This window comes from Microbacterium sp. NPDC055665 (assembly GCF_053618035.1).
In genome coordinates this window covers 47,879-69,153 of sequence record NZ_JBSHGY010000014.1, presented here as the reverse complement: position 1 = coordinate 69,153, position 21,275 = coordinate 47,879, and the positions used below count along the sequence as shown (strand labels likewise).

The window sequence follows — 21,275 nt, the reverse complement described above, 5'->3', positions numbered from 1 at the left end:
CGCGGGTCTCTGCCCGCGCCGCTGGGGGGGGGGGGGGGGGGATTCTATCGCCCCCCGGAACGGGGGTGTCAGTCGACGAGGTCGTTCAGCAGGCCGATGGCCTGATCCCAGGCGCCCTGCGTGTCGGTCTCGCCGCGGTCGAGGCTGCTGAGGGCCGGGCCGAACACGTTCTCCTGGATGACCGAGTCGTCGGCGCCCTTGAACTGGGCGACGACGCCCTTGGCACGCTCGGCGAGGATCGCCCCGGTGGGAGCGTCGTTGAAGAACTCGTTCGGCGTCGCGTCGGCGGCCAGAGTCTCCTGCGCCTCGATCGTGGAGGGGAAGTTGCCTGCGGCGGCGGACTGCTTCACCTGCTGCTCGGGCTGCGTCAGCCAGTCGGCGAGCTCGGCGGCCGCCTCCTTGTGCTGCGAGGACTCCGGGATCGACAGGAACGCGCCACCCCAGTTGGCTGCGCCGCCGGGGAACACGTCGGCGAAGTCCCAGCCAGTGGAGGCGTCTCCGCCGCCGGCCTCGACCTGACCCTGCACGACACCGAGCATCCAGCCCGGGCACACGAAGGTCGCGAAGGTGCCGTCGACGAACGACTTGCCGCCGTTCCAGTCCCAGGCCGTCTGGGCAGCCGACTGGCCGCCCTCGGTCGCCGCACCCAGCAGCTCGAAGCGCTCCTTGAGTTCGGCGTTGTCCTCGACGTTCAGCTCGCCGTCGGTGGTGTAGTAGCCCTCGTCGAGCTGGTTGACCATGGCGTTCCAGACGAAGCCGGAGTGGTCGTACCAGGCCTTGCCGGTCTTGGCCGTGTAGTCGGCGCCGACCTGGAAGTAGTTCTCCCAGTCGCCGTTCAGCAGTTCGGCGACGGACTCGCGGTCGCTCGGGAGGCCGGCGGCCTCGAACGCGGCGCCGTTGTAGCAGATGCCGCTCGGGCCGATGTCGGTGCCGTAGCCGATGACGCGGCCTTCAGCATCCGTCGCCTGTCCGTACTTCCAGTCGACCCAGTCGGCCTTGCGGTCTTCGATGCCGTAGTCGCGCAGGTCGACGAAGGTGTCGGACACGTCCATGACGGCTCCGAGCCAGCCCTCTTCGATCGCGACGATGTCGCTGAGGCCGGAGCCGGCGGCGATCTTGGTGAAGGCGTCGGTGCGAGCGTTGCCACCCGTGTCGATGTTGGTCGCCTCGATCTTCACGTTCGGGTGCGCCTTCTCGTATTCCTTGTAGAGGTCGTCGTAGCCGAAGGTGCCGAACGTGGTGACGGTGAGCGTCACCTCTTCGTCGGCGCTGCCTTCGTCGGCACCGCCGGCGTTACCGGCACAGCCGGCGAGGGCGAGGGCGGAGACGGATGCCACGGCGGCGATCGCGAGGATCCGGTGGCGGGCACGTGTGTTCACGGTTCACTCCTTTGTGTGGTGGGGGTCGTGCTGTGTTGCTGCTTTCGGGACGCCGTGGGAGCGCTCCCACGAACTGAGCAGTCACTCTATGGGAGCGCTCCCACGGTGTCAAGCCGGTCTGGTTGCCGACGATCCGCCGAGGGAGGGACGATTCCCCGAGGGGATGCCGGGAAACCCTCGGCCGATCGTCTCCCTGTCCGCGAATCGTCAAGGCCGGGTCGAGCGGCGTACCCTTGTCCGGTGCCCGAAGCCGCCCTGTCTCCTGCCCTCGTCCGTGCCGAAACCCTGATCCGCAACGTGCCGGACTACCCGCAGCCGGGCATCATCTTCCGCGACATCACGCCACTCCTCGCCGATGCCGAGGCACTGCGGGTCACGACCGAGGCGATCATCGAGCCCTTCGCCGGCCAGTTCGACGTGATCGCGGGCATCGAGGCGCGCGGCTTCATCCTCGCCAGCGCCGCCGCGATCGCTGCCGGCGTCGGCCTCATCCCGATCCGCAAAGCGGGAAAGCTGCCCCGCCCCGCGGCATCCGTCGACTACGCGCTCGAGTACGGCACCGCGACGATCGAGATGCACGACGACCTGCCCGCCGGCTCCCGCGTGCTGCTCATCGACGACGTGCTGGCCACGGGCGGCACGCTCGCTGCCGGGCGCGAACTCGTCGAGCGTCTCGGCAGCCACGTCATCGGCATCTCGGTGCTGTTCGAGATCGACGGCCTCGGCGGTCGCGAAGCCGTCGGCGACCTGCACACCGTCTTCCACTCCGCGTAGCCTGCACTCCCCGTCGCCCGCACTCCCCGTAGCCCGCACTCCCGTCGCCGAGTGCACGGCTTCTCGCCGAGTGCACGGCCTCGGCGCGTGAACAAGCCGTGCGCTCGCCACCACGCCGTGCACTCGGCGAGAAGCGCGCACGGGCGCGCGGTGCACGGCAGGGGCGGGAGGGGCAGGGCGGGGACGGTAGACTGGGTGCGCCCGTCCGCCCGCGACTCTTGGCGTTTCGACTCCTCGCTGCGCTCGTCGCTCAATGACCGATAGCTGTGGCCTGCGGCCACTGGAGGATCTTCATGCCCACCATCGTCGTCGACGTCATGCCCAAGCCCGAACTGCTCGACCCGCAGGGCAAGGCCGTCTCCGGCGCCTTCGCCCGCCTCGGCGTCGAGGGCTTCACCGACGTCCGCATCGGCAAGCGCTTCGAGCTCACGGTCGAGGGCGAGGTCACCGACGAGGTGCTCGCCGAGGCCCGCCGCATCGCCGACGAGGTGCTCTCCAACTCCGTGATCGAAGACGTCGTCGGCATCGAGGTCGCGGAGTGACCATCCGCATCGGCGTCGTCACCTTCCCCGGCTCGCTCGACGACCGCGACGCACAGCGCGCCGTCCGCATCGCCGGCGCCGAGCCCGTCGCCCTGTGGCACGGTTCGCACGACCTCGAGGGCGTCGACGCGCTCGTCCTCCCCGGCGGCTTCAGCTACGGCGACTACCTGCGCGCCGGCGCGATCGCCGCGCTCTCGCCGATCATGTCCGAGGTGAAGGATGCCGCCGCCAAGGGCATGCCCGTGCTCGGCATCTGCAACGGCTTCCAGATGCTCGTCGAGGCGCACCTGCTGCCGGGCGGACTGATCCGCAACAACCACCAGCACTTCGTGCGCCGCGACCAGCGCCTCACGGTCGAGAACTCCGACACCGCCTGGACGAACGCGTTCCGCAGCGGCCAGGAGATCGTGATCCCGCTGAAGAACGCCGACGGCGGCTACATCGCCGACGAGCAGACCCTCGACCGCATCGAGGGCGAGGGCCTCGTGGCCTTCCGCTACGCCGGTGTGAACCCGAACGGTTCGCTCCGCGACATCGCCGGTGTCACGAACGAAGCGGGCAACGTGGTCGGCCTCATGCCGCACCCCGAGCACGCCACCGAAGCCGGCTTCGGCCCCGACACCGCAGCCGCCATGCGCAGCGGTGTCGACGGACTCGACTTCTTCACGAGCGCGATCGCCGCCGTCGCCCGCGTCGCCGCGTAACCACTTCGCCCGCGTCGCCCGACAGCCCGACCCGACCCACCCCATTCGGTTCGAACGGCCCCTTGCGTCTGCACGCACAGGGCCGGCTCGTCCTCAAGAGGCCGGGTCGACCGGCAGCACGAACGGGTTGTCCTCCGCTGACGCGAGCAGGTACCACGCCGTCGCTCCGGTGTGCAGGCTCGCGTAGTAGAGGTCGCCGAAGCCTGAATCGAGACCGTCGTTCGAGGTCGCGACGATCCCCTTGCCGTCGCCGTTCGGCGCGTCGCGCTGCGCCAGGCGGATGCTGTCCAGCAGCATCTCCGCCGTCGCGGCGTCCTCCGAGCCGTCGCGCAGCCGGAGGGCCAGCGCCAGGTGCCCGCTGCCCTCGAACCACGCCTTCGACACGTCGACCTCGCTGATCGACGGACCGGTGTACGGGCCGTCCGTCGCGATCAGGTTCTCGAGTGTCCAATCCAGCGCTGTCCCGTACCGCGGGTCGCCGGTGGCGAGTGAGCTCCACGTCTGCGCGTCCAGCGGGATGGGCCGGGTGTTGATCGTCGAGCCGTCGAGGCCGGTGCCGGTGTTCACGTGGCCGTCCGCGCTCTGCATCGCCGCGACGAAACCCGCGGCAACGGCTGCCCGATCCGACCACACCGCATCGCCGGTGAGCTGCGCCAGTTGAGTGAAGAACCCGGCCACGTCGGCGTTGTGCTCCGTGGACTTCCAGGTCAGCGACGTTCCACCCTCGAGCTGGCCGCCGGTGTAGCCGTAGGGCGCGCGGGCCATATCGGCCGTGTGGTCCTGGATCCACCGACCGACACGCAGTGCCCCCTCGAGGTACCGCGGATCCCCGGTCGTGTGCGCGAGCCGCGTGAACGCCATCCCGACCCAGGCCTGATTCCCGGTGAACGTGCCGGGTCCGGTGATCTCCACCCGCCCCTGCCGGATGCCGTGCGGCTCATACGACGCACGGGTGCGGCCGTCGCCGATCGGGTCGTTCTCCTGCACGAAGAGGAGCGCGTCGCCGATCGTCCGCGCGCGTCGGATGTCGTCCGGCAGACCTCGGGCGGTGTACGCCATGATCACCAGTGCGTCGTCGTAAACGAACGACGGCGTGAAGTCCCAGCTCGGCGTGGTGAAGAACCCGCCCTCATAGCTGCGCGGCAGGCAGCGGCCCGCGCCGTCGCAGAACTGGTCCACGCGTGCGTCGAGGAACTCGTAGGCCAGCGCGACCGAGCGCGACGGGTCCGGTGCGCCGTCCGCGGACGGGGAGCCGTCGGCCGCGGCGAAGGCGCCTGAGACGGCGGGCACGGCGGCCGCGAGCGCCGCTGCGACGAGCGCGGCGGTGACCACCGACGGCATCCTTCGGCGCGACGAACCGGACATCGGAACCCCTCTGGCAGGACCACGGTCCGGGTGCGGCCCGCGGGCGGCCGGACGGCCACGATAGGAACATTCGCATATCGCGGAGCCCCGCAGAAGTGGCGAAGGTCTAGATTCCGTCGCCCGTGATCGCATCTCACAGGGCTTCGTGGCTCAGCTCAGCGGATGCCGAGTTCCTCGGCGATGACGAGAGCCGTGCCGCCCAACAGCACGATGTCGTCCCCGCGCACGGCCACGCGGATGTCGAGCGCGTCGGTGACGATCGCCAGGGTCTGCTCCTCGATCGTCGCCCTGGCCTGTTCGAGGAACACGCCTCCCACGATGTCTTCCGGACCGGACAGGACCACCTGCTCGAGCCCGAGAGCCGTGACGACCGGAGTCAGCACCCGCCCCAGCGCCCTCCCGGCGGCACCGAGGACCTCGGCGGAGGAGGCACCCGGTTCGGCCAGCAGCTGCCGGACGTAGGGGACGGCCGCGACGACTTCCAGGCAACCGCGGCGACCGCACCGGCACCGCGCGCCGTCATGGTCGATGAGGACGTGGCCGATCTCTCCTGCGGTGAACCGGTGGCCGGTGACGAGCGTGCCCCCGACGACGACACCACTGCCGATGCCCTGCCCGATCCGCACGAGGACGAGGTCGTCGACGGCCGGTTGACCATAGGTCCGGGCGGCGAGGGCGGCGGCGTTGGCGTCGTTCGCGATGTGCACCGGCACGGGGACCACCGCGGCGATCGCGGACCCGACATCGAGATCGTGCCAGTCGAAGGCGACCGCCTCGCGCACGACTCCCGTGGCGTCGACGACGCCGGGCGACCCGACGCCCACTCCGAGAACCCGGACGGTGGAGCGCTTCACGAGCGCCGACGCCAGCGCGCATACCTTTTCGAGGAGTGCGGGTCCCGTCGCCCCGTCCATCGGCACGCTCATGGAGTGCACCACTTCGCCGTCGAGGCTCATGATCGCGCCCGTGAGCTCGGCGTAGGCGGAGAGATCGAGGGTCACCACGTGGTAGGCGTGGGGGTTCAACGCGATGGAGGTGCTCGGCTTGCCGACGCGGCCACCGGAGCTCGGCTCGTGCTCCAGGACGAGCCCCTCGGCGATGAGGTCGTCCACGATGCGCGAGACGCTGACCCTGGTCAGCCCGGTGACCCTGGCGAGATCCGCACGGCTCATGGCCGCTCCGTGGAACAGCGTGCGCAGGATCAGCGAGCGGTTCACCTGACGGGTGTGCTCCGGAAGCGCCTTCTCGGTGCCGCGGCTCGCCACGATCGCATCCGCTTTCCTCGACCCCATCAGGCACGCCCCCGCTCATGACGGCATCCGACCCCCGTGGTCACGAGATGCCCAGCTCCGCCGAGAGTACCGCGACGGCCGCCCCCTGCAGGCCGAGCAGCCCGCCGTCGGAGCCGATGTCCACGCCGATCGGCCGCGTCGTGGCGGGGAGGGTCCGGGCCGTCAGGCATCGCTGCACCGCGGCAGCGAAGTCGTCGTCGAGGACGTCTTCCGGCCCGGCGAGCACCACGCGCGTGGCGCCGAGCACAGCGATGATGGGCGCGACGGCCGCGGCGATGGCCTCGGCGGCGTCCTGAACCACCCTCTCGCGCGCCTCCCCCTCGTCCATCCGACGACGCAGCTCCGGTATCGCGACGATCGATTCCAGGCATCCGCGCCGCCCGCACGCGCAGACCTTCTCCCACTGCGGAGCCACGACCACATGCCCGATCTCCCCCGCGGCGAAGTCCTCACCGACGATCAGCTTCTCGCCGACGATCAGGCCCGCGCCGACGCCCCTCTGGATGGTGAGGATCAGGATGCTCCGACCGTCGTTCTCGCGGAAGGTGTGCACGGCGAGCGCCATGCCGTTGGCATCGTTGACGATGTGCACGGGCACACCGAAGCGTTCGTTCAGCGCGCCTCGCACGTCGGCGTCGAACCAGCCGAGGTGCGGCGCGTACCGGACCACGCCGTCACGATCGACAAGGCCGGGGCTGCTCACACCGATGCCGAGCACGGGCGCCGGCGCTGCGCCGATCAGCTCGTCCACCATCTCGATGACGCGGGCGATCGTGGCCGCGGCGTCGCGTCGGTCGACTTCCCCGTCGAAACGCGTCAGTGTCGAGGCCTGGCCACGCAGGTTCATCACCGCTCCCCGGAACGCCTGCTCATCCGACAGGTCGAGGCTGACGATCGACCGCGAGTCGTCGTCGATGGCGACCAGGGTCGCGGGCTTGCCCACGCGCACGGCGGCGGAATGCCCCGCGTCCACGAGGATGCCCTGCTCGATGAGCTCGCCCACGATCGCCGACACCGTCACCTTGTTCAGTCCGAACAGGCGCGCGATGTCGGCCCGGCTGCGCGGTCCGTCGTGGAACAGCGCCTGCAGCAGCATCGCACGATTGCGGACGCGGCCGTGCTCCGGGAGGGCCTTGGTCGTGATGCGGAGTTCTGCCACGGCTCCATCCTCCCTCGTCCGGATACCGGCTGCGACGGACGGTTCGGTGTCAGCCGCGGGCACGTCGTCGCCGGGACATCAGCACGGCGCCGATCACTGTGATGACGGCCGCTGCAGCCATGAGGCCCACCGGGGTCGCGGATCCGCTCTCTGCGAGGGCCTCCCCGCCGCCGTCGGACACCACCGGCGCGCCGGTCGGAGCCCCGGCGCTGGTGGGCGGTTCGGCGTCGGCGGCCAGTCGGAACGGGTTGTAACCGGTGACGGCGAGCAGATACCAGGAGGTGGCCCCGGTGTGCAGACTCGCGTAGTAGAAGTCGCCGAATCCGGTGTCGAGGCCATCGCCCGATGACGCGACGATTCCTCTGCCGTCGCCGTTCGCCGCCTGCCGCTGCGCGAGTTCGACGCTGGAGAGGATCGTCTGGACGTAGGCGGCATCGCCTTCGCCGCCGCGAGCGCGCAGGGCCAGAGCGAGCTGACCGCTGCCCTCGAACCACACCTTCGAGACATCGGCGCTGCTGAACGAAGGCCCCTGGTAGGGCCCGTCCACGGCATGCAGGTTCGCGACCGTCCAGGTCAGCGACGTCGAATAGCGGTCGTCGAGCGTCGCCAGATAGCTCCAGGCCTGGGGGTCCTCGGGCGTCGGGTAGTAGTTCGTCGTGACGCCGTCGGGGTTCGTCCCCGTCCAGAGGTGCCCGTCGTCGTCCGCCTGCATCGCGGCGATGAACCCCTCGGCGATCGCGGCCCGGCCCGCCCACACCGTGTCGCCGGTGAGGGTCGCGAGCTGGGTGAAGAAGGCGGTCACATCGATGTTGTGCTCGGTGGACTTGAACGTGAAGGGCGTGCCGGCGGCATCCTGCCCACCGGTGTAGCCGAACGGAGCGCGGACCGTGTCGGCCGTGTTCGTCTCGATCCACTCACCGAGGCGGAGGGCGCCGTCGAGGTACTTCTGCTCCCCGGTCATGTCGAAGAGCCGGGCGAGCGCCATCCCCACCCACGCCTGGTTGCCGGTGTACGAGGCCGGGGACCCGATCTCCACGGCACCGTCGCGGAGGCTTCCCGGCTGATACGAGGCGCGGGTGCGCCCGTCGGTGTAGTCCGGGTCGTTGGCCTGGACGAAGAGCATCGCATCGCCGATCGACCGCGCGCGGCGGATATCGTCCGGCAGGCCGCGCGCGGCGTACGCCATCACGGTCAGGGCGTCGTCGTAGAGGAACGACGACGTGAACTCCCATGTCGGCGTCGAGAAGAACCCGCCCTGATAGCTGCGCGGCAGGCACATCCCGTCGGCGCTGCAGTACTCGTCGACCCGGCTGTCGAGGAACTCGTACGCCGCCGCGGCGGACCGCGCGTAGTCGGTGGTTCCGTCGGGGCTCGTGAACCAGCCGTCCTCGGCCGTCGCCGCGGCCCCCGACGCTGCGGGCGCGACGCCGACCGCGATCGCCGCAGCCACGACGGCAGTGGCGAGCACACGACGCAGGGATGTTCCCGATGATCTCTTCATGACGCTTCTCGCTCCGTTGAGGTGCACGTTGTCAGCCCTTGACCGCGCCGGCCGACATGCCGGTCACGAGGTTCCTCTGGATGATCATGAAGAACACCACGACCGGCAGCGCGAACAGCGTGGCCGCGGCCATCTGCCCGCCGTAGTCGGTGCCCATCTCGCCGCCCACCGAGACCGTGAAGGAATTCAGCCAGACCGGCAGCGTGTAATTCGCCTGGTCCTTCATGAACGTGAAGGCGACGATGTAGTCGTTCCAGGCGGCGATGAACGCGAACACGCTGCTGGAGATGATGCCGGGCATCACGAGCGGGAACAGCACCTTCGTGAGCACCTGCCAGGTCGATGCGCCGTCGATACGCGCGGCTTCGTCGAGTTCGATCGGGATCGCGAGGAAGAATCCGCGCATGACCCAGATGGAGAAGGGCAGCACACCCGCCACATAGGCGAATATCAGCCCCCAGTACGTCCCGAGCAGCCCCATCGAATTGAAGATGAGGAATTGCGGGATGAGCAGTGCGGTCGCCGGCAGCATCTGGATGATGAGGATGAGCACGAGAATCGGCCGCCGCCCCCGGAACCGGAAGCGGGAGAGAGCCGCGGCCGCGAACAGTCCCAGCACGATCGAGAAGATCACCGCGCCGGCGACCACGATCACCGAGTTCTGGAGGTAGACGAGGAACTGCCCCTTGCCGATCGCCGTGAAGAAGTTGTCGAGCGTCGGCGACTCCGGCAGGAAGTGCGGGGTGCTGCTGAGCATCTCGGACCGCGGCTTGAACGCCGTGTTGACCATCCAGTAGACGGGGAACGCCCACACGATGCAGAAGAGGATCGCGATGGTGCTGCTGATCCAGGGCAGGCGCTGGCGGCGGCGACGCGTCCGGTGGGTGGTGATGGTCACAGGTCTTCTCCCGAACGCACGAGGTTGCGGATGTACAGGGCGCTGAGCGCCACGAGGATGAGCGTCGACGCGACCGCGATGGCCGATCCCGCCCCGATCTGCAGGTTGCCCGAGAAGGCGGTGGTGTAGGTGAAGACGCCCAGTGTCGATGTCGCCCCGTCCGGACCGCCTTCGGAGATGAGCCAGATCTGGTTGAACACGTTGAAGTCCCAGATGATCGAGAGCATCGTCACCAGCAGCATCGTCGGCGCGATCGAGGGGAGCACGACGACCCGGTAGATGTTCCATTCGGATGCTCCGTCCAGACGCGCAGCCTCTTTGAGCTCCGGCGGCACCTGCGTCTCGGCGGCGTAGAGGGTGAGGGCGATGAACGGCACGGCCTGCCACACGACGAGGAGCCAGATGCACACCCAGGCGAGCGTGGGATCCGACGCCCAGTCGACGCTGGTCATGTCTCCGAAGAGGCCGGTCTGCGTCAGCATCCAGTTGATGACGCCGTACTGCGGCTGGAACAGCCAGGACCAGACGATCGAGGAGGCGACGTTCGGCATCGCCCAGGCGAGGATCAGGACGACCGTCGTGATGTAGCGCAGCGAAGAGGGCAGTCGCGTCATCAGGTGGGACATGCCCGCACCGATGACGACGCTGCCGCCGACCAGAGCGGCCGTGAAGAGGACGGTCCGCAGGAGCGACCACCAGAACTCCTGATCGGAGAGCACGGCCGCGTACTGGTCGAGTCCGACGAACGAGAAGGCTCCGGTGAAGAGGGTCCGCTGGTTGTAGTCGGTGAACGACGTGAAGACCAGGAAACCGATCGGGAGCAGGGTGACGAACACGATCATCAGGCCCGCGGGCGTCAGCAGCCACAGGGGCGCGGTCGATCGGCGCTGTCCTTTCCGTTCGGACGGCCCGGAGGGGCGGGGAGCGTCGGTCTGCGGGGGCGGAGGTGCGGCAACAGCGGTGTCGACCAAGGGCTCGCCTTTCGTGGGATCGGGATGACGACGTCGGGGCGCGGTCGCCGCCGGATGCGGGGTGCCGTGCGACCGATCGGGGGCGATCGCACGGCACCGGCCGCGCTACTTCGTGTTGAGCGCCTTGTCGGCGGCGGCGTCGAAGTCGGCGGCGGCGTCCTCGACGGACTTCGAGCCGGAGGCGATCGACGAGAACAGGCCGTTGACGTCCTTGTTGCTCTCGATCGTCGTCCAGTTGGCGTTCGCCGGCGTGGCCTTCGAGCTGAGCGCGGCGGTGAAGAAGCTGACCTTCACGTCGTCCAGGGATTCCTGGGCGAACTCGATGCCCTCGGTGCTGTTGGGGATCCAGCCGTCGACCCCGAACACGTAATCCTGCTGGATCTCGGGGCTGGCGGCGATCTTGACCCAGTTCAGCGCGAGATCGCTGTTCTTCGACTTCACCGGGATCGCCCAGTCCGAGCCGCCGAGCATGACGGGCTGCGCCTCACCGGAGAGTCCGGGGAAGGGGAACGTGCCGAGGTCGTCTTCGAGCTCCGGGTCGATCTTGAGGATGGCGCCGGTGTTGGTGTTGAGGATCGCGGAGGTCTTGCCGTCGGCGAAGATCTGGCTCTGGTTCGGCTCCAGGGTGTCGAGCGTCGAGGACGCTGCGGAGGAGTACTCGTTCTGGAAGGACTGGAACGCCTCGAGCCCTTCGAGGGACTCGTCGGTGCTGAACCCCGAGGTCCACTCGCCGTCCTTCTCGCTGGCGATGTCGCCGCCCGCGTCCCAGACGAACTGCAGTCCCGCGTACCAGTACTGCCCCGGCAGGTAGAACGCAGAGAAGTCCGGGGTCTGGGCGTTGGCGGCCTTGACCTTGTCGAGCGCCGCGGTGAACTCCTCGTAGGTGGTCGGCGCCTCGGTCACGCCGGCTTCGGCCCACATGGTCTTGTTGTAGATGACGGCACGAGCGCCCGCGAAGCCGGGAACGCCGTACAGGCTGCCGCTGATCGTCGCAGGGTCGACGAGTCCATCGAGCCACGTCTGCCCCTGAGCGAGGTCGTCCTTGTAGGGGGTGAGGTCGAGCAGACCACCGTTGGCGCCGTAGCTCGCGACCTGCGTGTTGCCCACGTCGAGAACGTCCGGAGGCGTGTCGGTGGCGAGCGCGGTCGTGATCTTCGTGGTGATCCCGTCCCAGGTCTGCACCTGGAGATTCACCTCGGCCCCGGTGACCTCGGTGAACTTCGCGTTGATCGCGTCGAGGGTCTCGGGGGTGTAGTCGCCGTCCATGACCCAGACGGTGAGCTTCTGTCCCTTGCCGTCGACCTCGGGGACCTTGCCGTCGGTGGGTGCGGCTCCTTGACCGGCACCGGCGGAACCGGAACATGCGCTGAGCGCGAGAGCGGTCACGACGCCGAGTGCGCCGATCGCTGTCAACTTCTTGATTGCCACAGAACTCTCCTTGGTGAATGGGAACCGCAATTGACACGTCGATGTGTGTGGCGGTGAACGTTAGTACACCTCTGTTTCATATCCCTTGTCAATCATTTCCTTGCGAGACGTGGAACTGTTATATTTCTGCGCGATGACGGTGTTGTTTCCAAATCGACCGTGATTAGCGTTCTGCAATTAGGTCACTTTATTTACTAACTATTAGGCCATGAAACCAACGAATTCAGGATTGCCTCCCATGCATTCAGCACACATGCCCTCGCCGACTCTCCTTCCCCGAGCTCAGAGCCGGAATTCGACGGAGGGGGAGTTCGAACTCACGTCCCAGACGACGGTGTCGACGCATCCCGCGCTGCTGCAGCCGGCGCTGCGTCTGCAGGAACGGCTGCGCGCCGCGACCGGCCTCGTCCTGCCGCTCACGGTCGACGACGACGGCTCGCGCGACCAGGGCCGGGGAATCCGGTTCGACCTCGACACGGAGCTCGAGCCGGAGGCATTCGATCTGCAGGTCACCCCGGCGACCGTGCGCGTCTCCGCATCCGAGGCACGCGGGGGTCACTGGGCCATGCAGACCCTGCTGCAACTTTTCCCGCCGGCGATCCATCGACACTCCCCCGCACGCGGCATGCGCTGGGCGGCGCCGGCGACGCACGTGCGCGACGCACCGAGATTCGGTTGGCGTGGGGCCATGCTCGATGTCGTCCGCCACTTCACTCCGGCCCGCGAGGTGCGGCGCTTCATCGACCTGCTCGCCATGCACCGTCTCAACACGCTGCACCTGCACCTGACCGACGACCAGGGCTGGCGCATCGCGATCGACCGCTACCCCCTGCTGACCGAGATCGGCGGCTGGCGCCCGGAGAGCCAGGTCGGCGCCACCCACGGCTCTCCCGGCGACGGTCGGCCGCACGGCGGGTTCTACACGCAGGACGACATCCGCGAGATCGTCTCCTACGCGGCGGATCGCGGGGTGACCGTGATTCCGGAGATCGAGCTGCCGGGGCACGCGCAGGCCGCGGTCGCCGCCTATCCGCACCTGGGCGTCGGGCAGAACGCGCCGGCCGCGCCGTGGACGAAGTGGGGCATCAACCCCGCCATCTTCAACGCGGAGGAGACGACGATCGACTTCCTCACGAACGTGCTCGACGAGGTCATCGATCTGTTCCCCTCGGAGTACGTCTGCATCGGAGGCGACGAGTGCCCGAAGGTGCAGTGGCGCGAAGACCCGCGCACGCAGGAGCGGATGCGGGAGCTCGGCCTGCACGACGAGGAGCAGCTGCAGAGCTGGTTCATCGGCCGGATCGCAGAGCACCTGCGCTTTCGGGGGAAGAAACCGCTGGGATGGGACGAGATCCTCGAGGGCGGCCTCGTTCCCGGAGCGAGCGTGCTGTCGTGGCGGGGGCGGGTCGGCGCACTGGCGGCTGCGCGCGCCGGGCACGATGTCGTGGCATGCCCCGAAGACACGGTGTACCTGGATTACCGCGAATCGGCGCTGCCGACGGAGCCGATCCCGGTGGGCACGGTGACCACGCTCGAGACCGTCTACTCGTTCGATCCGGTGCCCGCAGAGCTCGATGCCGCAGAAGCCCGTCACGTGCTCGGCGGCCAGGCGAACCTGTGGACCGAGCACATCGACTCGGCACGCGGTCTCGACTATCGGGCCTTCCCGCGGCTCTGCGCTGTCGCCGAGGCGCTGTGGACCGACGGCGAACGCGACTTCGATGAATTCGAGCCGCGGCTCATCGAGCATCTCGCCCGACTGGATGCGGCGGGCGTGGAGTACCGGCATCCGGACGGCCCGCGCCCGTGGCAGCAGCGACCCGGCGTCGAGGGGCGCCCGTCGTCGGTCGAGGAGTCCGCCGCCCACCTCGCGGCCATCACGGCGAACATCGGCTGACGTCGAGCGACGCCGAGCTGCTCACCCGTATCAAAGGGGGCGGAGGCTGACAAGGGTTTTGCCTGCGCCCCCTGACCGCGCGCACGATGGCCCCATCCGCAGCCACTGTCGAAAGGACGCCTCATGCCCCGCGACCAGTACACCTTCACCAACCCCGCCGAGCTCTATGCGGACATCGAACCCGAGAAGCAGCACATGCCGGAGCCCGGTCTCGACGCCGACCTGGCGCCGAAAGCCGACCTCGGCGAGGAGAGCTACCGCGGCACCGGACGCCTGACCGGACGCAAGGCTCTGATCACCGGCGGCGACTCCGGCATCGGCGCGGCCACCGCGATCGCGTTCGCCCGAGAGGGTGCCGACGTCGCGATCTCGTACCTGCCCGAGGAGGAGAAGGATGCGAGCCGCATCGCCGGCATCCTGCGCGACGCCGGCGTGAAGGTCGCCGCTCTGCCGGGAGACCTCCGCGACCCCGAGTACTGCCGGACCCTCGTCGCCGACGCGGTGGCCTCGCTCGGCGGGCTCGACATCCTCGTCAACAACGGCGGGAAGCAGGTGTATCAGGAGTCCCTGATCGATATCACGGACGAGCAGTTCGACGACACGTTCAAGACCAACGTGTACGCGATGTTCTGGATCACGAAGGCGGCGCTGCCGCACCTGCCCGCCGGCTCGACGATCATCAACACCACGTCGATCCAGGCGTACTCGCCCTCCGGCATCCTCGTCGACTACGCCTCGACCAAAGCGACCATCAACGCCTTCACGAAGGGACTGGCCGAGCAGCTCGCCCCGAAGGGCATCCGCGTGAACGCCGTGGCGCCCGGTCCGATCTGGACGCCCCTGCAGCCCAGCGACGGACAGCCGCAGGAGAAGCTCGAGAGCTTCGGCGAAGACACCCCGCTCGGCCGGATGGGACAGCCCGCCGAACTCGCCCCCGCCTACGTCTTCCTGGCGTCGGCCGAGTCGAGCTACGTGGCCGGTGAGACGCTGAACGTCAACGGCGGCATGCCCACGCCGTGAGCAGACGGGGTCGTCGACGGGCTCCCCGCCGACGACCCCGTACGGGCCCTAGCCCAGCGCCGGCGGCCAGACGCCGATCAGCACGGCCATCACCACGACCGTGACCAGTTCGTGCGCGATGTTCAGCGTGGTCAGCCTCGTCGAGCGGCCCTCGAAAGCGTCATGCGTGATGAAGCGCGCGGCGGTGAACCCCGCCCACAGCGTGACCGCCGTGACGATCGTGCCCCAGAAGAACGGGCCGCCGTAGAAGTGCCAGGCGATGGCGGATGCCCCGGCGAGCACCCATGCCGTGATGAAGCTCACGATGACGGTGGTGATGATCGGCCACATCGCCGTGGCCGCCGGACGATCCATGTCGACGTTCGCGAGCTTCGACCACCGCGTGCCGAACACCTTCGGGGCGTACCAGATCGAGCCGACGAGCATGCTCGACGCGGTGGCCAGCAGCACCGCCCAGTAGTTGATCTCGGGAACCATGATTCCTCCACTCATCGGATGCCGTCAGGCTACTCCCCCGATGGACGCCCTCCCGGGATCGAACCGATTCGATGCCCGCTCTGGCAAGACTGTAAGCGTTTGCAGTAGCCTGTTCGCATGGCACAGCTTGAGCAGATCGCAGCCCCCGGTTCCGAGTGGTGGCGCAGCGCCGTCATCTACCAGATCTACCCCCGATCCTTCGCGGACGCCTCCGGCGACGGCATCGGCGACCTCCCGGGCATCACCAGCCGACTCGACGCGCTGCAGGAACTCGGCGTCGACGCGATCTGGCTCAGCCCCTTCATGACCAGCCCGCAGCGCGACGCCGGCTACGACGTGGCGGACTACCGCGACGTCGACCCGCTGTTCGGCACGCTCGCCGACTTCGACGAGATGCTCGCTCAGGCACACGAGCGGGACATCCGCGTGATCGTCGACCTGGTCCCGAACCACTCGTCCGACCAGCACGTGTGGTTCCAGGAAGCCCTCAAGGCAGCACCGGGCAGCCCGGAGCGCGCGCGGTACATCTTCCGCGACGGCCGCGGCGAGAACGGCGAGCTCCCCCCGAACAACTGGGAGTCGGTGTTCGGCGGCGGCATGTGGCAGCGCGTGACCGAGGCCGACGGCACCCCCGGCCAGTGGTACCTGCACATCTTCGATGCCACGCAGCCCGACTTCGACTGGAACAACGAAGAGGTGCAGGAGGAGTTCCGCTCGATCCTGCGCTTCTGGCTCGATCGCGGTGTCGACGGCTTCCGGGTGGACGTCGCCCACGGCATGATCAAGACCGAGGGCCTCCCCGACTACACCCCGCCGACCGACGCCGACTCCATGGGCGGCGGCGAATCGAACGTGCCGTACTGGGGCCAGGACGGCGTGCACGAGATCTACCGCGACTGGCACAAGGTGCTCGCCGAGTACGACGGCGACCGCGCCCTGTGCGGCGAGGCCTGGATGCCGACCCTCAAGCAGACGGCTCTGTGGGTGCGTCCGGACGAGATGCACCAGACCTTCAACTTCCCGTACCTGATGACGCCGTGGGACGCACAGCGACTGGGTGACGTCATCCGCGAGTCGCTCGACGAGTTCGGCGGCGTCGGAGCGCCCAGCACCTGGGTGCTCTCGAACCACGACGTGGTGCGGCACGCCTCGCGCCTCGCGCTCACGGCCGACAACCCCCAGGGCGAGGGCATCGGACCGAACACCCCGAACAAGCCCGACATCGTCATCGGACTGGCCCGTGCCCGCGCGGCGACCACCCTCATGCTCGCGCTGCCGGGATCGGCCTACCTGTACCAGGGCGAGGAGCTCGGGCTCCCCGAGGCGATGGAGATCCCCGACGAGTTCCGTCAGGACCCGACCTGGTTCCGCACCGAGGGCAAGCGCTACGGTCGCGACGGATGCCGCGTGCCGCTGCCCTGGGAGGCCGAGGCTCCGGCCTTCGGCTTCAACGAGACCGGAAAGTCCTGGCTCCCGCAGCCGACCGAGTGGGCGACGTACGCCCGCGACGTCGAAGAGGTCGACCCCGGCTCGACGCTCGCGCTGTACAAGCGACTGCTCGCCGCCCGCCGTGAGCACGGCTTCGGCAGCGGCTCGCTGATCTGGGAAGACGCCGGGGCCGAGACGGTGGCCTTCCGTCGCGGTGATGTGCACGTGGTCGCGAACCTCGGCACCGAGCCGATCGAGCTGCCCGCCGACGCGACGGTCATCCTGCAGAGCCAGCCCTTCGACGGAGCGGCCATCCCGGTCGACACCGCCGTCTGGTACACCACCGCCGCCCAGGTCTGACAAGCCCCTTCCGGTCGCGATTTCTGCCGCTCACACCCGCGTGAAGCGACAGAAATCGCGACCGGAACACTTTTCGAAGAGGAACACATGGCCAGCATCGATGAGGTCGCCCGCCTCGCCGGGGTCTCCACCGCGACCGTCTCGCGCGCCCTCAGCGGTCGCGGCCACGTGTCCGAGTCCGCCAGGGAGCGGGTGCAGGCCGCGGCGCAGTCGCTCGGCTACGTCGTCTCCTCCCGCGCGTCGAGCCTCGCGTCGGGGCGCACCCGCAACATCGGGGTCGTCGTCCCGTTCTTGGACCGGTGGTTCTTCAGCACGGTGCTCTCCGGTGTCTCGGCCGCGCTGATGCGCGCCGGCTACGACATCACGCTCTACAACATCACCGCCGACAAGGACGTGCGCCGGCACGTGTTCGACACGTTCCTGCGGCGGCAGCGCGTGGATGCCGTCATCGCCGTGTCGATCGAACTCGACGCCGACGAGACGCAGCACCTGCTCGACCTCGGCCTGCCGGTGATCGCGATCGGCGGCCCGAACCCGAAGCTCGACACCCTCACGGTCGACGACGTCGCGGTCGCCCAGCTCGCCACCGAGCACCTGATCGGCCTCGGCCACACCGACATCGCCCACATCGGCGCGAACCCCGAGTTCGACATCGACTTCCACATCCCCACCAACCGCCGCCTCGGGTTCGAGAAGGCCCTGGCGGAGGCCGGGATCCCCCTCAACCACGCCTTCCTCGAGCCGGCCGACTTCACGGTCGAAGGCGGTTATCGCGCGGCGAAACAGCTGCTCGGACGACCGGGTCCACGACCGACCGCGGTGTTCGCGGCATCGGACGAGATGGCGATCGGAGCCCTGCTCGCCGCGCGCGACCTGGGCTTCAGCGTGCCCGAGGAGCTGTCGATCGTCGGCATCGACGGGCACGAGCTCGGGGAGTTCTTCCGCCTGACCACGGTCGACCAGTTCCCGCTCGGACAGGGCGAGCGCGCGGCGGATGCCGTGCTGGCGAAGCTCACCACGCCCGACGAGGTGCACATCCCGTCGGCGCTGCCGTACGAGCTGAACGTGCGCGGGACGACCGCGCGCCTGATCTAGCTCGACCCATCGAACTCGACCCACCGAACTCGACCCGGCCCGTTATGTGCGACCCGGCCCCCTGCGGACGTCCGGAACGGGCCGGGTCGCACCAATGAGGCCGGGTCGAGCAGAGTACGGGAGGCTCAGCCCGCGACGATCAGACCCGCGGTCGCGGTGCGGGCGGCCTCGAAGCGGCGCTGCACGTCGGGCCAGTTCACGAGGTTCCAGAACGCCTTGACGTAGTCGGCGCGCACGTTGAGGTAGTCGAGGTAGTAGGCGTGCTCCCAGACGTCGAGCTGCAGCAGCGGGGTGACACCGAGCGGCGCGTTGCCCTGCTGGTCGAACAGCTGGAAGATCACGGGACGAGCGCCCACGCTGTCCCAGGCGAGCACGGCCCAGCCTGACCCCTGCACACCGAGTGCGGTCGCGGTGAAGTGCGCGCGGAAGGCTTCGATCGATCCGAACGCGTCGACGAGCGCGGCCTCGAGCTCACCCTCGGGAGCGCCGCCACCCTCGGGCGAGAGGTTCTGCCAGAACACCGAGTGGTTGATGTGGCCGCCGAGGTTGAAGGCGAGGTCCTTCTCGAGCTTGTTCACGTTGGCGAGGTCACCCGCGCTGCGGGCGGTCGCCAGCTGCTCGAGTGCCGTGTTCGCACCCGTCACGTACGCCTGGTGGTGCTTGGAGTGGTGCAGCTCCATGATCTTGCCGGAGATGTGCGGCTCGAGGGCCGAGTAGTCGTAGGGCAGCTCGGGGAGTGTGTAGAGAGTGGACATTGCGTCTTCCTTTCGATGAGGGTCAGTGGTGGGTGTCGTGCGGGAGGGCGTGGAAGCGGCGGTCGAGGTACACGAGCGGACGCCCCTGCGGCCCCTCCAGCACCTCGAGGACCTCGGCGATCACGACCGTCGACGACCCGACGGCCACGGTCTGCAGGGTGCGGCAGCGCAGGGCTGCCCGCGCCGAAGCGAGGTGCGGCTCGCCCGTCTCCAGGGCCGACCATCCCTGCTCGGGGGTGAACCGCTCGGAGCCGCTGACCGCGAAGCTCTGCGCGAGATCGGAATGCTCGTCGTCGATGAGGTGGACGACGAAGGTGTCGGCGCCGAGGATCGCGCCCGCGGAGCCGGTCGCCCGAGTGACCGAGAACACGATCGCCGCCGGGTCGACTGCGACGGAGGCGACGCTCGAAGCGGTGAGCCCGACCGGGCCCGCGGGGGTGGATGCCGTGATGATCGCGACACCGGCGGGGTGCGTGCGGAAGGCGGTCTTGAGTCCTTCGCCGACCGGGGTGGGTACTGGTATCGCGGTCATCGGCCGGCCTCCGTCATCTGTTCCTGTTTCGCGTGCACGAGCATCTCCGCGCGTTCGACGATCTTGGTGCGCTCCCGTCCGCGTTCCGCTCCGGCCCCACGTTCGGCGGCGTCGATGCGAAGCCAGCCGGCGAGGTCGACGGCGTGGTCCACGTGGGCGAGCGGGTCCTCGCCGGGTGCGGCCGGCTCGGCGTCGGCGAGATCGTCGACGAGGTGCCGAACGGTCTGCGCGGCATCCGACTTGGTCGAGCCGATGAGCCCGACCGGACCGCGCTTGATCCATCCGGTCGCGTACAGTCGCGGGATCGGTGTGCCCGCCGCATCCACGACCCGTCCTTCGGCGTGCGGGACCACTCCGAGCTCTGCGTCGAACGGCATGCCGGGAACCGGGGTCGAGCGGTAGCCCACCGCCCGGTAGACCGCTCCGACGTCGTAGCGCAGCAGCTCGCCGGTGCCGACCATCCGGCCCAGTTCGTCGGATGCGGTGCGCTCCATCTCGATGCCGGTCACGCGGTCCGTGCCCAGCAGGCGCACGGGGCGCTGCCGCAGGTGCAGGTGGATGCGCCGCGAGGCCGTGCGCGTGGCGGGGTCGCGCGCGGCCCACTCGGTCATGGTGCGCACGATGATGCGGCGCTGCGAGAACTGCGCCACCATCCGCTCGGCGTGCTCATCCAGGGCGAGCTCCTCCGGGTCGACGATCACGTCGACGTCGTCCTGTTCGGCGAGCTCACGCAGCTCCATCGCCGAGAAGCGCACATCAGCGGGGCCGCGCCGGGCGAACAGGTGCACGTCGCGCAACGGGCTGGCGGTGAGCTGGTCGAGCACGGCATCCGGGGTGTCGGTGTGCGTCAGTGCGGAGGCGTGCTTCGCGAGGATCCGCGTGACGTCGAGGGCGACGTTGCCCGCACCGAGCACCGCGACCGACTCGGCCTCGAGCGGCCAGGTGCGCGCGACATCGGGATGCCCGTCGTACCAGGCGACGAACGCGGCCGCGCCGAACGAGCCCGGCAGATCGATGCCCGGGATGTCGAGTGCGACGTCGAGGTCGGCGCCGGTCGCCACGATCACACCGTCATAAGCCGCACGCAGTGCGTCGATCCCGACGTCGACGCCGATCTCGACGTTGCACAGCAGCCGGATGCGCGGGTTCACGAGCACGTCGTGCAGGGCATCGGTGATCTTGCGGATGCGCGGATGGTCCGGGGCGACGCCGTAACGGACCAGCCCGTAGGGAGCCGGAAGCTTCTCGAACAGATCGATCGACGCGGTCGGGGCGAGCCCGAGGAGGATGTCGGCGGCGTAGATTCCGGCCGGCCCTGCTCCGACGATGGCGATGCGCGGTTCGGAGACGGTCATGCGTGTTCCCCCTGGGGTGCGAGCGCGGCGATGATCGGGTGATCGAAGGGCAGCATCCCCGTCTTGGCGGCGCCGCCGGGCGAGCCGAGCTCATCGAAGAATTCGACGTTGGCCTTGTAGTAGTCCTGCCACTCGTCGGGCAGATCGTCTTCGTAGTAGATGGCCTCGACCGGGCACACCGGTTCGCAGGCACCGCAGTCCACGCACTCGTCGGGGTGGATGTACAGCGACCGTTCACCCTCGTAGATGCAGTCGACGGGGCACTCGTCGATGCAGGCCTTGTCCTTCACATCGACGCACGGCAGGGCGATCACATAGGTCATCGCGGGGTCTTCGTTCGGGT

The 21,275-nt window shown here is 68.9% G+C and carries 20 protein-coding genes; 7 read left to right on the top strand and 13 right to left on the bottom strand.

What is annotated here, in order from left to right; all coding sequences use genetic code 11:
- Positions 1–68 precede the first annotated feature (68 nt).
- Positions 69–1,379, bottom strand: a complete 1,311-nt coding sequence (locus ACWGO6_RS18265; protein ID WP_136040797.1) for an ABC transporter substrate-binding protein — start codon at positions 1,377–1,379, stop codon at positions 69–71.
- A gap of 240 nt (positions 1,380–1,619) precedes the next feature.
- Here ACWGO6_RS18265 and ACWGO6_RS18260 point away from each other — a divergent pair, with 240 nt between their 5' ends.
- The 3 genes from ACWGO6_RS18260 to purQ all read left to right on the top strand — a co-directional run bounded on the left by ACWGO6_RS18260 (position 1,620) and on the right by purQ (position 3,399).
- Positions 1,620–2,153: an adenine phosphoribosyltransferase gene (locus ACWGO6_RS18260; RefSeq protein WP_136040796.1), complete on the top strand. Its 534-nt coding sequence runs from the start codon at positions 1,620–1,622 to the stop codon at positions 2,151–2,153.
- A gap of 293 nt (positions 2,154–2,446) precedes the next feature.
- A complete protein-coding gene (gene purS, locus ACWGO6_RS18255; RefSeq protein WP_017204254.1) occupies positions 2,447–2,695 on the top strand; it encodes a phosphoribosylformylglycinamidine synthase subunit PurS in 249 nt (82 codons plus the stop codon).
- Positions 2,692–3,399, top strand: a complete 708-nt coding sequence (gene purQ / locus ACWGO6_RS18250) for a phosphoribosylformylglycinamidine synthase subunit PurQ (protein ID WP_376102675.1) — start codon at positions 2,692–2,694, stop codon at positions 3,397–3,399. The genes purS and purQ overlap by 4 nt, the downstream gene beginning before the upstream one ends.
- A gap of 93 nt (positions 3,400–3,492) precedes the next feature.
- On the opposite strand, the gene ACWGO6_RS18245 is transcribed toward purQ, so the two are convergent.
- The 7 genes from ACWGO6_RS18245 to ACWGO6_RS18215 all read right to left on the bottom strand — a co-directional run bounded on the left by ACWGO6_RS18245 (position 3,493) and on the right by ACWGO6_RS18215 (position 12,013).
- Positions 3,493–4,740 carry a hypothetical protein gene (locus tag ACWGO6_RS18245; protein ID WP_452327572.1) on the bottom strand — a complete coding sequence of 416 codons (1,248 nt, stop codon included), beginning with the start codon at positions 4,738–4,740 and terminating at the stop codon, positions 3,493–3,495.
- A 179-nt stretch (positions 4,741–4,919) separates the two neighbouring features.
- Positions 4,920–6,056, bottom strand: a complete 1,137-nt coding sequence (locus ACWGO6_RS18240; protein WP_452327570.1) for an ROK family transcriptional regulator — start codon at positions 6,054–6,056, stop codon at positions 4,920–4,922.
- A gap of 40 nt (positions 6,057–6,096) precedes the next feature.
- Entirely contained in the window at positions 6,097–7,215 is a 1,119-nt protein-coding gene (locus tag ACWGO6_RS18235) for an ROK family transcriptional regulator (RefSeq protein ID WP_452327569.1), read from the bottom strand.
- 49 nt (positions 7,216–7,264) lie between these two features.
- On the bottom strand, positions 7,265–8,716 hold the full coding sequence (locus ACWGO6_RS18230; protein ID WP_452327568.1) for a hypothetical protein: 1,452 nt from the start codon (positions 8,714–8,716) through the stop codon (positions 7,265–7,267).
- Between the two features lie 31 nt (positions 8,717–8,747).
- A complete protein-coding gene (locus ACWGO6_RS18225) occupies positions 8,748–9,614 on the bottom strand; it encodes a carbohydrate ABC transporter permease (RefSeq protein WP_452327567.1) in 867 nt (288 codons plus the stop codon).
- Entirely contained in the window at positions 9,611–10,585 is a 975-nt protein-coding gene (locus ACWGO6_RS18220) for a carbohydrate ABC transporter permease (protein WP_452327566.1), read from the bottom strand. The genes ACWGO6_RS18225 and ACWGO6_RS18220 overlap by 4 nt, the downstream gene beginning before the upstream one ends.
- A gap of 105 nt (positions 10,586–10,690) precedes the next feature.
- A complete protein-coding gene (locus ACWGO6_RS18215; RefSeq protein WP_452327565.1) occupies positions 10,691–12,013 on the bottom strand; it encodes an extracellular solute-binding protein in 1,323 nt (440 codons plus the stop codon).
- Positions 12,014–12,251: 238 nt separating this feature from the next.
- Here ACWGO6_RS18215 and ACWGO6_RS18210 point away from each other — a divergent pair, with 238 nt between their 5' ends.
- A complete protein-coding gene (locus ACWGO6_RS18210) occupies positions 12,252–13,910 on the top strand; it encodes a beta-N-acetylhexosaminidase (protein WP_452327564.1) in 1,659 nt (552 codons plus the stop codon).
- A gap of 123 nt (positions 13,911–14,033) precedes the next feature.
- Complete coding sequence (locus ACWGO6_RS18205) at positions 14,034–14,930, top strand: SDR family oxidoreductase (RefSeq protein ID WP_452327563.1); 897 nt, start codon at positions 14,034–14,036, stop codon at positions 14,928–14,930.
- A gap of 48 nt (positions 14,931–14,978) precedes the next feature.
- Here the strand turns inward: ACWGO6_RS18205 and ACWGO6_RS18200 are convergent, their stop codons facing one another.
- On the bottom strand, positions 14,979–15,407 hold the full coding sequence (locus ACWGO6_RS18200) for a DUF1761 domain-containing protein (RefSeq protein WP_136040789.1): 429 nt from the start codon (positions 15,405–15,407) through the stop codon (positions 14,979–14,981).
- A gap of 117 nt (positions 15,408–15,524) precedes the next feature.
- On the opposite strand from ACWGO6_RS18200, the gene ACWGO6_RS18195 reads away from it, so the two are divergent.
- Both ACWGO6_RS18195 and ACWGO6_RS18190 read left to right on the top strand, forming a co-directional pair.
- Complete coding sequence (locus ACWGO6_RS18195) at positions 15,525–17,195, top strand: glycoside hydrolase family 13 protein (protein WP_452327562.1); 1,671 nt, start codon at positions 15,525–15,527, stop codon at positions 17,193–17,195.
- A gap of 87 nt (positions 17,196–17,282) precedes the next feature.
- On the top strand, positions 17,283–18,290 hold the full coding sequence (locus ACWGO6_RS18190) for a LacI family DNA-binding transcriptional regulator (protein WP_136040787.1): 1,008 nt from the start codon (positions 17,283–17,285) through the stop codon (positions 18,288–18,290).
- 125 nt (positions 18,291–18,415) lie between these two features.
- Here ACWGO6_RS18190 and ACWGO6_RS18185 read toward each other — a convergent pair whose 3' ends face one another.
- The 4 genes from ACWGO6_RS18185 to fdxA are packed head-to-tail and all read right to left on the bottom strand — an operon-like array spanning position 18,416 to position 21,255.
- Entirely contained in the window at positions 18,416–19,045 is a 630-nt protein-coding gene (locus ACWGO6_RS18185; protein ID WP_136040786.1) for a superoxide dismutase, read from the bottom strand.
- A gap of 22 nt (positions 19,046–19,067) precedes the next feature.
- On the bottom strand, positions 19,068–19,577 hold the full coding sequence (locus tag ACWGO6_RS18180; RefSeq protein ID WP_452327561.1) for a flavin reductase family protein: 510 nt from the start codon (positions 19,575–19,577) through the stop codon (positions 19,068–19,070).
- Complete coding sequence (locus tag ACWGO6_RS18175) at positions 19,574–20,932, bottom strand: FAD-dependent oxidoreductase (RefSeq protein ID WP_452327560.1); 1,359 nt, start codon at positions 20,930–20,932, stop codon at positions 19,574–19,576. The genes ACWGO6_RS18180 and ACWGO6_RS18175 overlap by 4 nt, the downstream gene beginning before the upstream one ends.
- Complete coding sequence (fdxA, locus tag ACWGO6_RS18170) at positions 20,929–21,255, bottom strand: ferredoxin (RefSeq protein ID WP_452327571.1); 327 nt, start codon at positions 21,253–21,255, stop codon at positions 20,929–20,931. The genes ACWGO6_RS18175 and fdxA overlap by 4 nt, the downstream gene beginning before the upstream one ends.
- Between the last annotated feature and the right edge of the window lie 20 nt (positions 21,256–21,275).

What these genes read in the sequence shown, in the direction of transcription:
- purS (WP_017204254.1), top strand. Translation starts at nt 2,447, where the DNA reads ATGCCCACCATCGTCGTCGACGTCATGCCCAAGCCCGAACTGCTCGAC.
- ACWGO6_RS18245 (WP_452327572.1), bottom strand. Translation starts at nt 4,740, where the DNA reads ATGCCGTCGGTGGTCACCGCCGCGCTCGTCGCAGCGGCGCTCGCGGCC.
- ACWGO6_RS18240 (WP_452327570.1), bottom strand. Translation starts at nt 6,056, where the DNA reads ATGGGGTCGAGGAAAGCGGATGCGATCGTGGCGAGCCGCGGCACCGAG.
- ACWGO6_RS18230 (WP_452327568.1), bottom strand. Translation starts at nt 8,716, where the DNA reads ATGAAGAGATCATCGGGAACATCCCTGCGTCGTGTGCTCGCCACTGCC.
- ACWGO6_RS18210 (WP_452327564.1), top strand. Translation starts at nt 12,252, where the DNA reads ATGCATTCAGCACACATGCCCTCGCCGACTCTCCTTCCCCGAGCTCAG.
- ACWGO6_RS18205 (WP_452327563.1), top strand. Translation starts at nt 14,034, where the DNA reads ATGCCCCGCGACCAGTACACCTTCACCAACCCCGCCGAGCTCTATGCG.
- ACWGO6_RS18200 (WP_136040789.1), bottom strand. Translation starts at nt 15,407, where the DNA reads ATGGTTCCCGAGATCAACTACTGGGCGGTGCTGCTGGCCACCGCGTCG.
- ACWGO6_RS18195 (WP_452327562.1), top strand. Translation starts at nt 15,525, where the DNA reads ATGGCACAGCTTGAGCAGATCGCAGCCCCCGGTTCCGAGTGGTGGCGC.
- ACWGO6_RS18190 (WP_136040787.1), top strand. Translation starts at nt 17,283, where the DNA reads ATGGCCAGCATCGATGAGGTCGCCCGCCTCGCCGGGGTCTCCACCGCG.
- ACWGO6_RS18185 (WP_136040786.1), bottom strand. Translation starts at nt 19,045, where the DNA reads ATGTCCACTCTCTACACACTCCCCGAGCTGCCCTACGACTACTCGGCC.
- ACWGO6_RS18180 (WP_452327561.1), bottom strand. Translation starts at nt 19,577, where the DNA reads ATGACCGCGATACCAGTACCCACCCCGGTCGGCGAAGGACTCAAGACC.
- ACWGO6_RS18175 (WP_452327560.1), bottom strand. Translation starts at nt 20,932, where the DNA reads ATGACCGTCTCCGAACCGCGCATCGCCATCGTCGGAGCAGGGCCGGCC.
- fdxA (WP_452327571.1), bottom strand. Translation starts at nt 21,255, where the DNA reads ATGACCTATGTGATCGCCCTGCCGTGCGTCGATGTGAAGGACAAGGCC.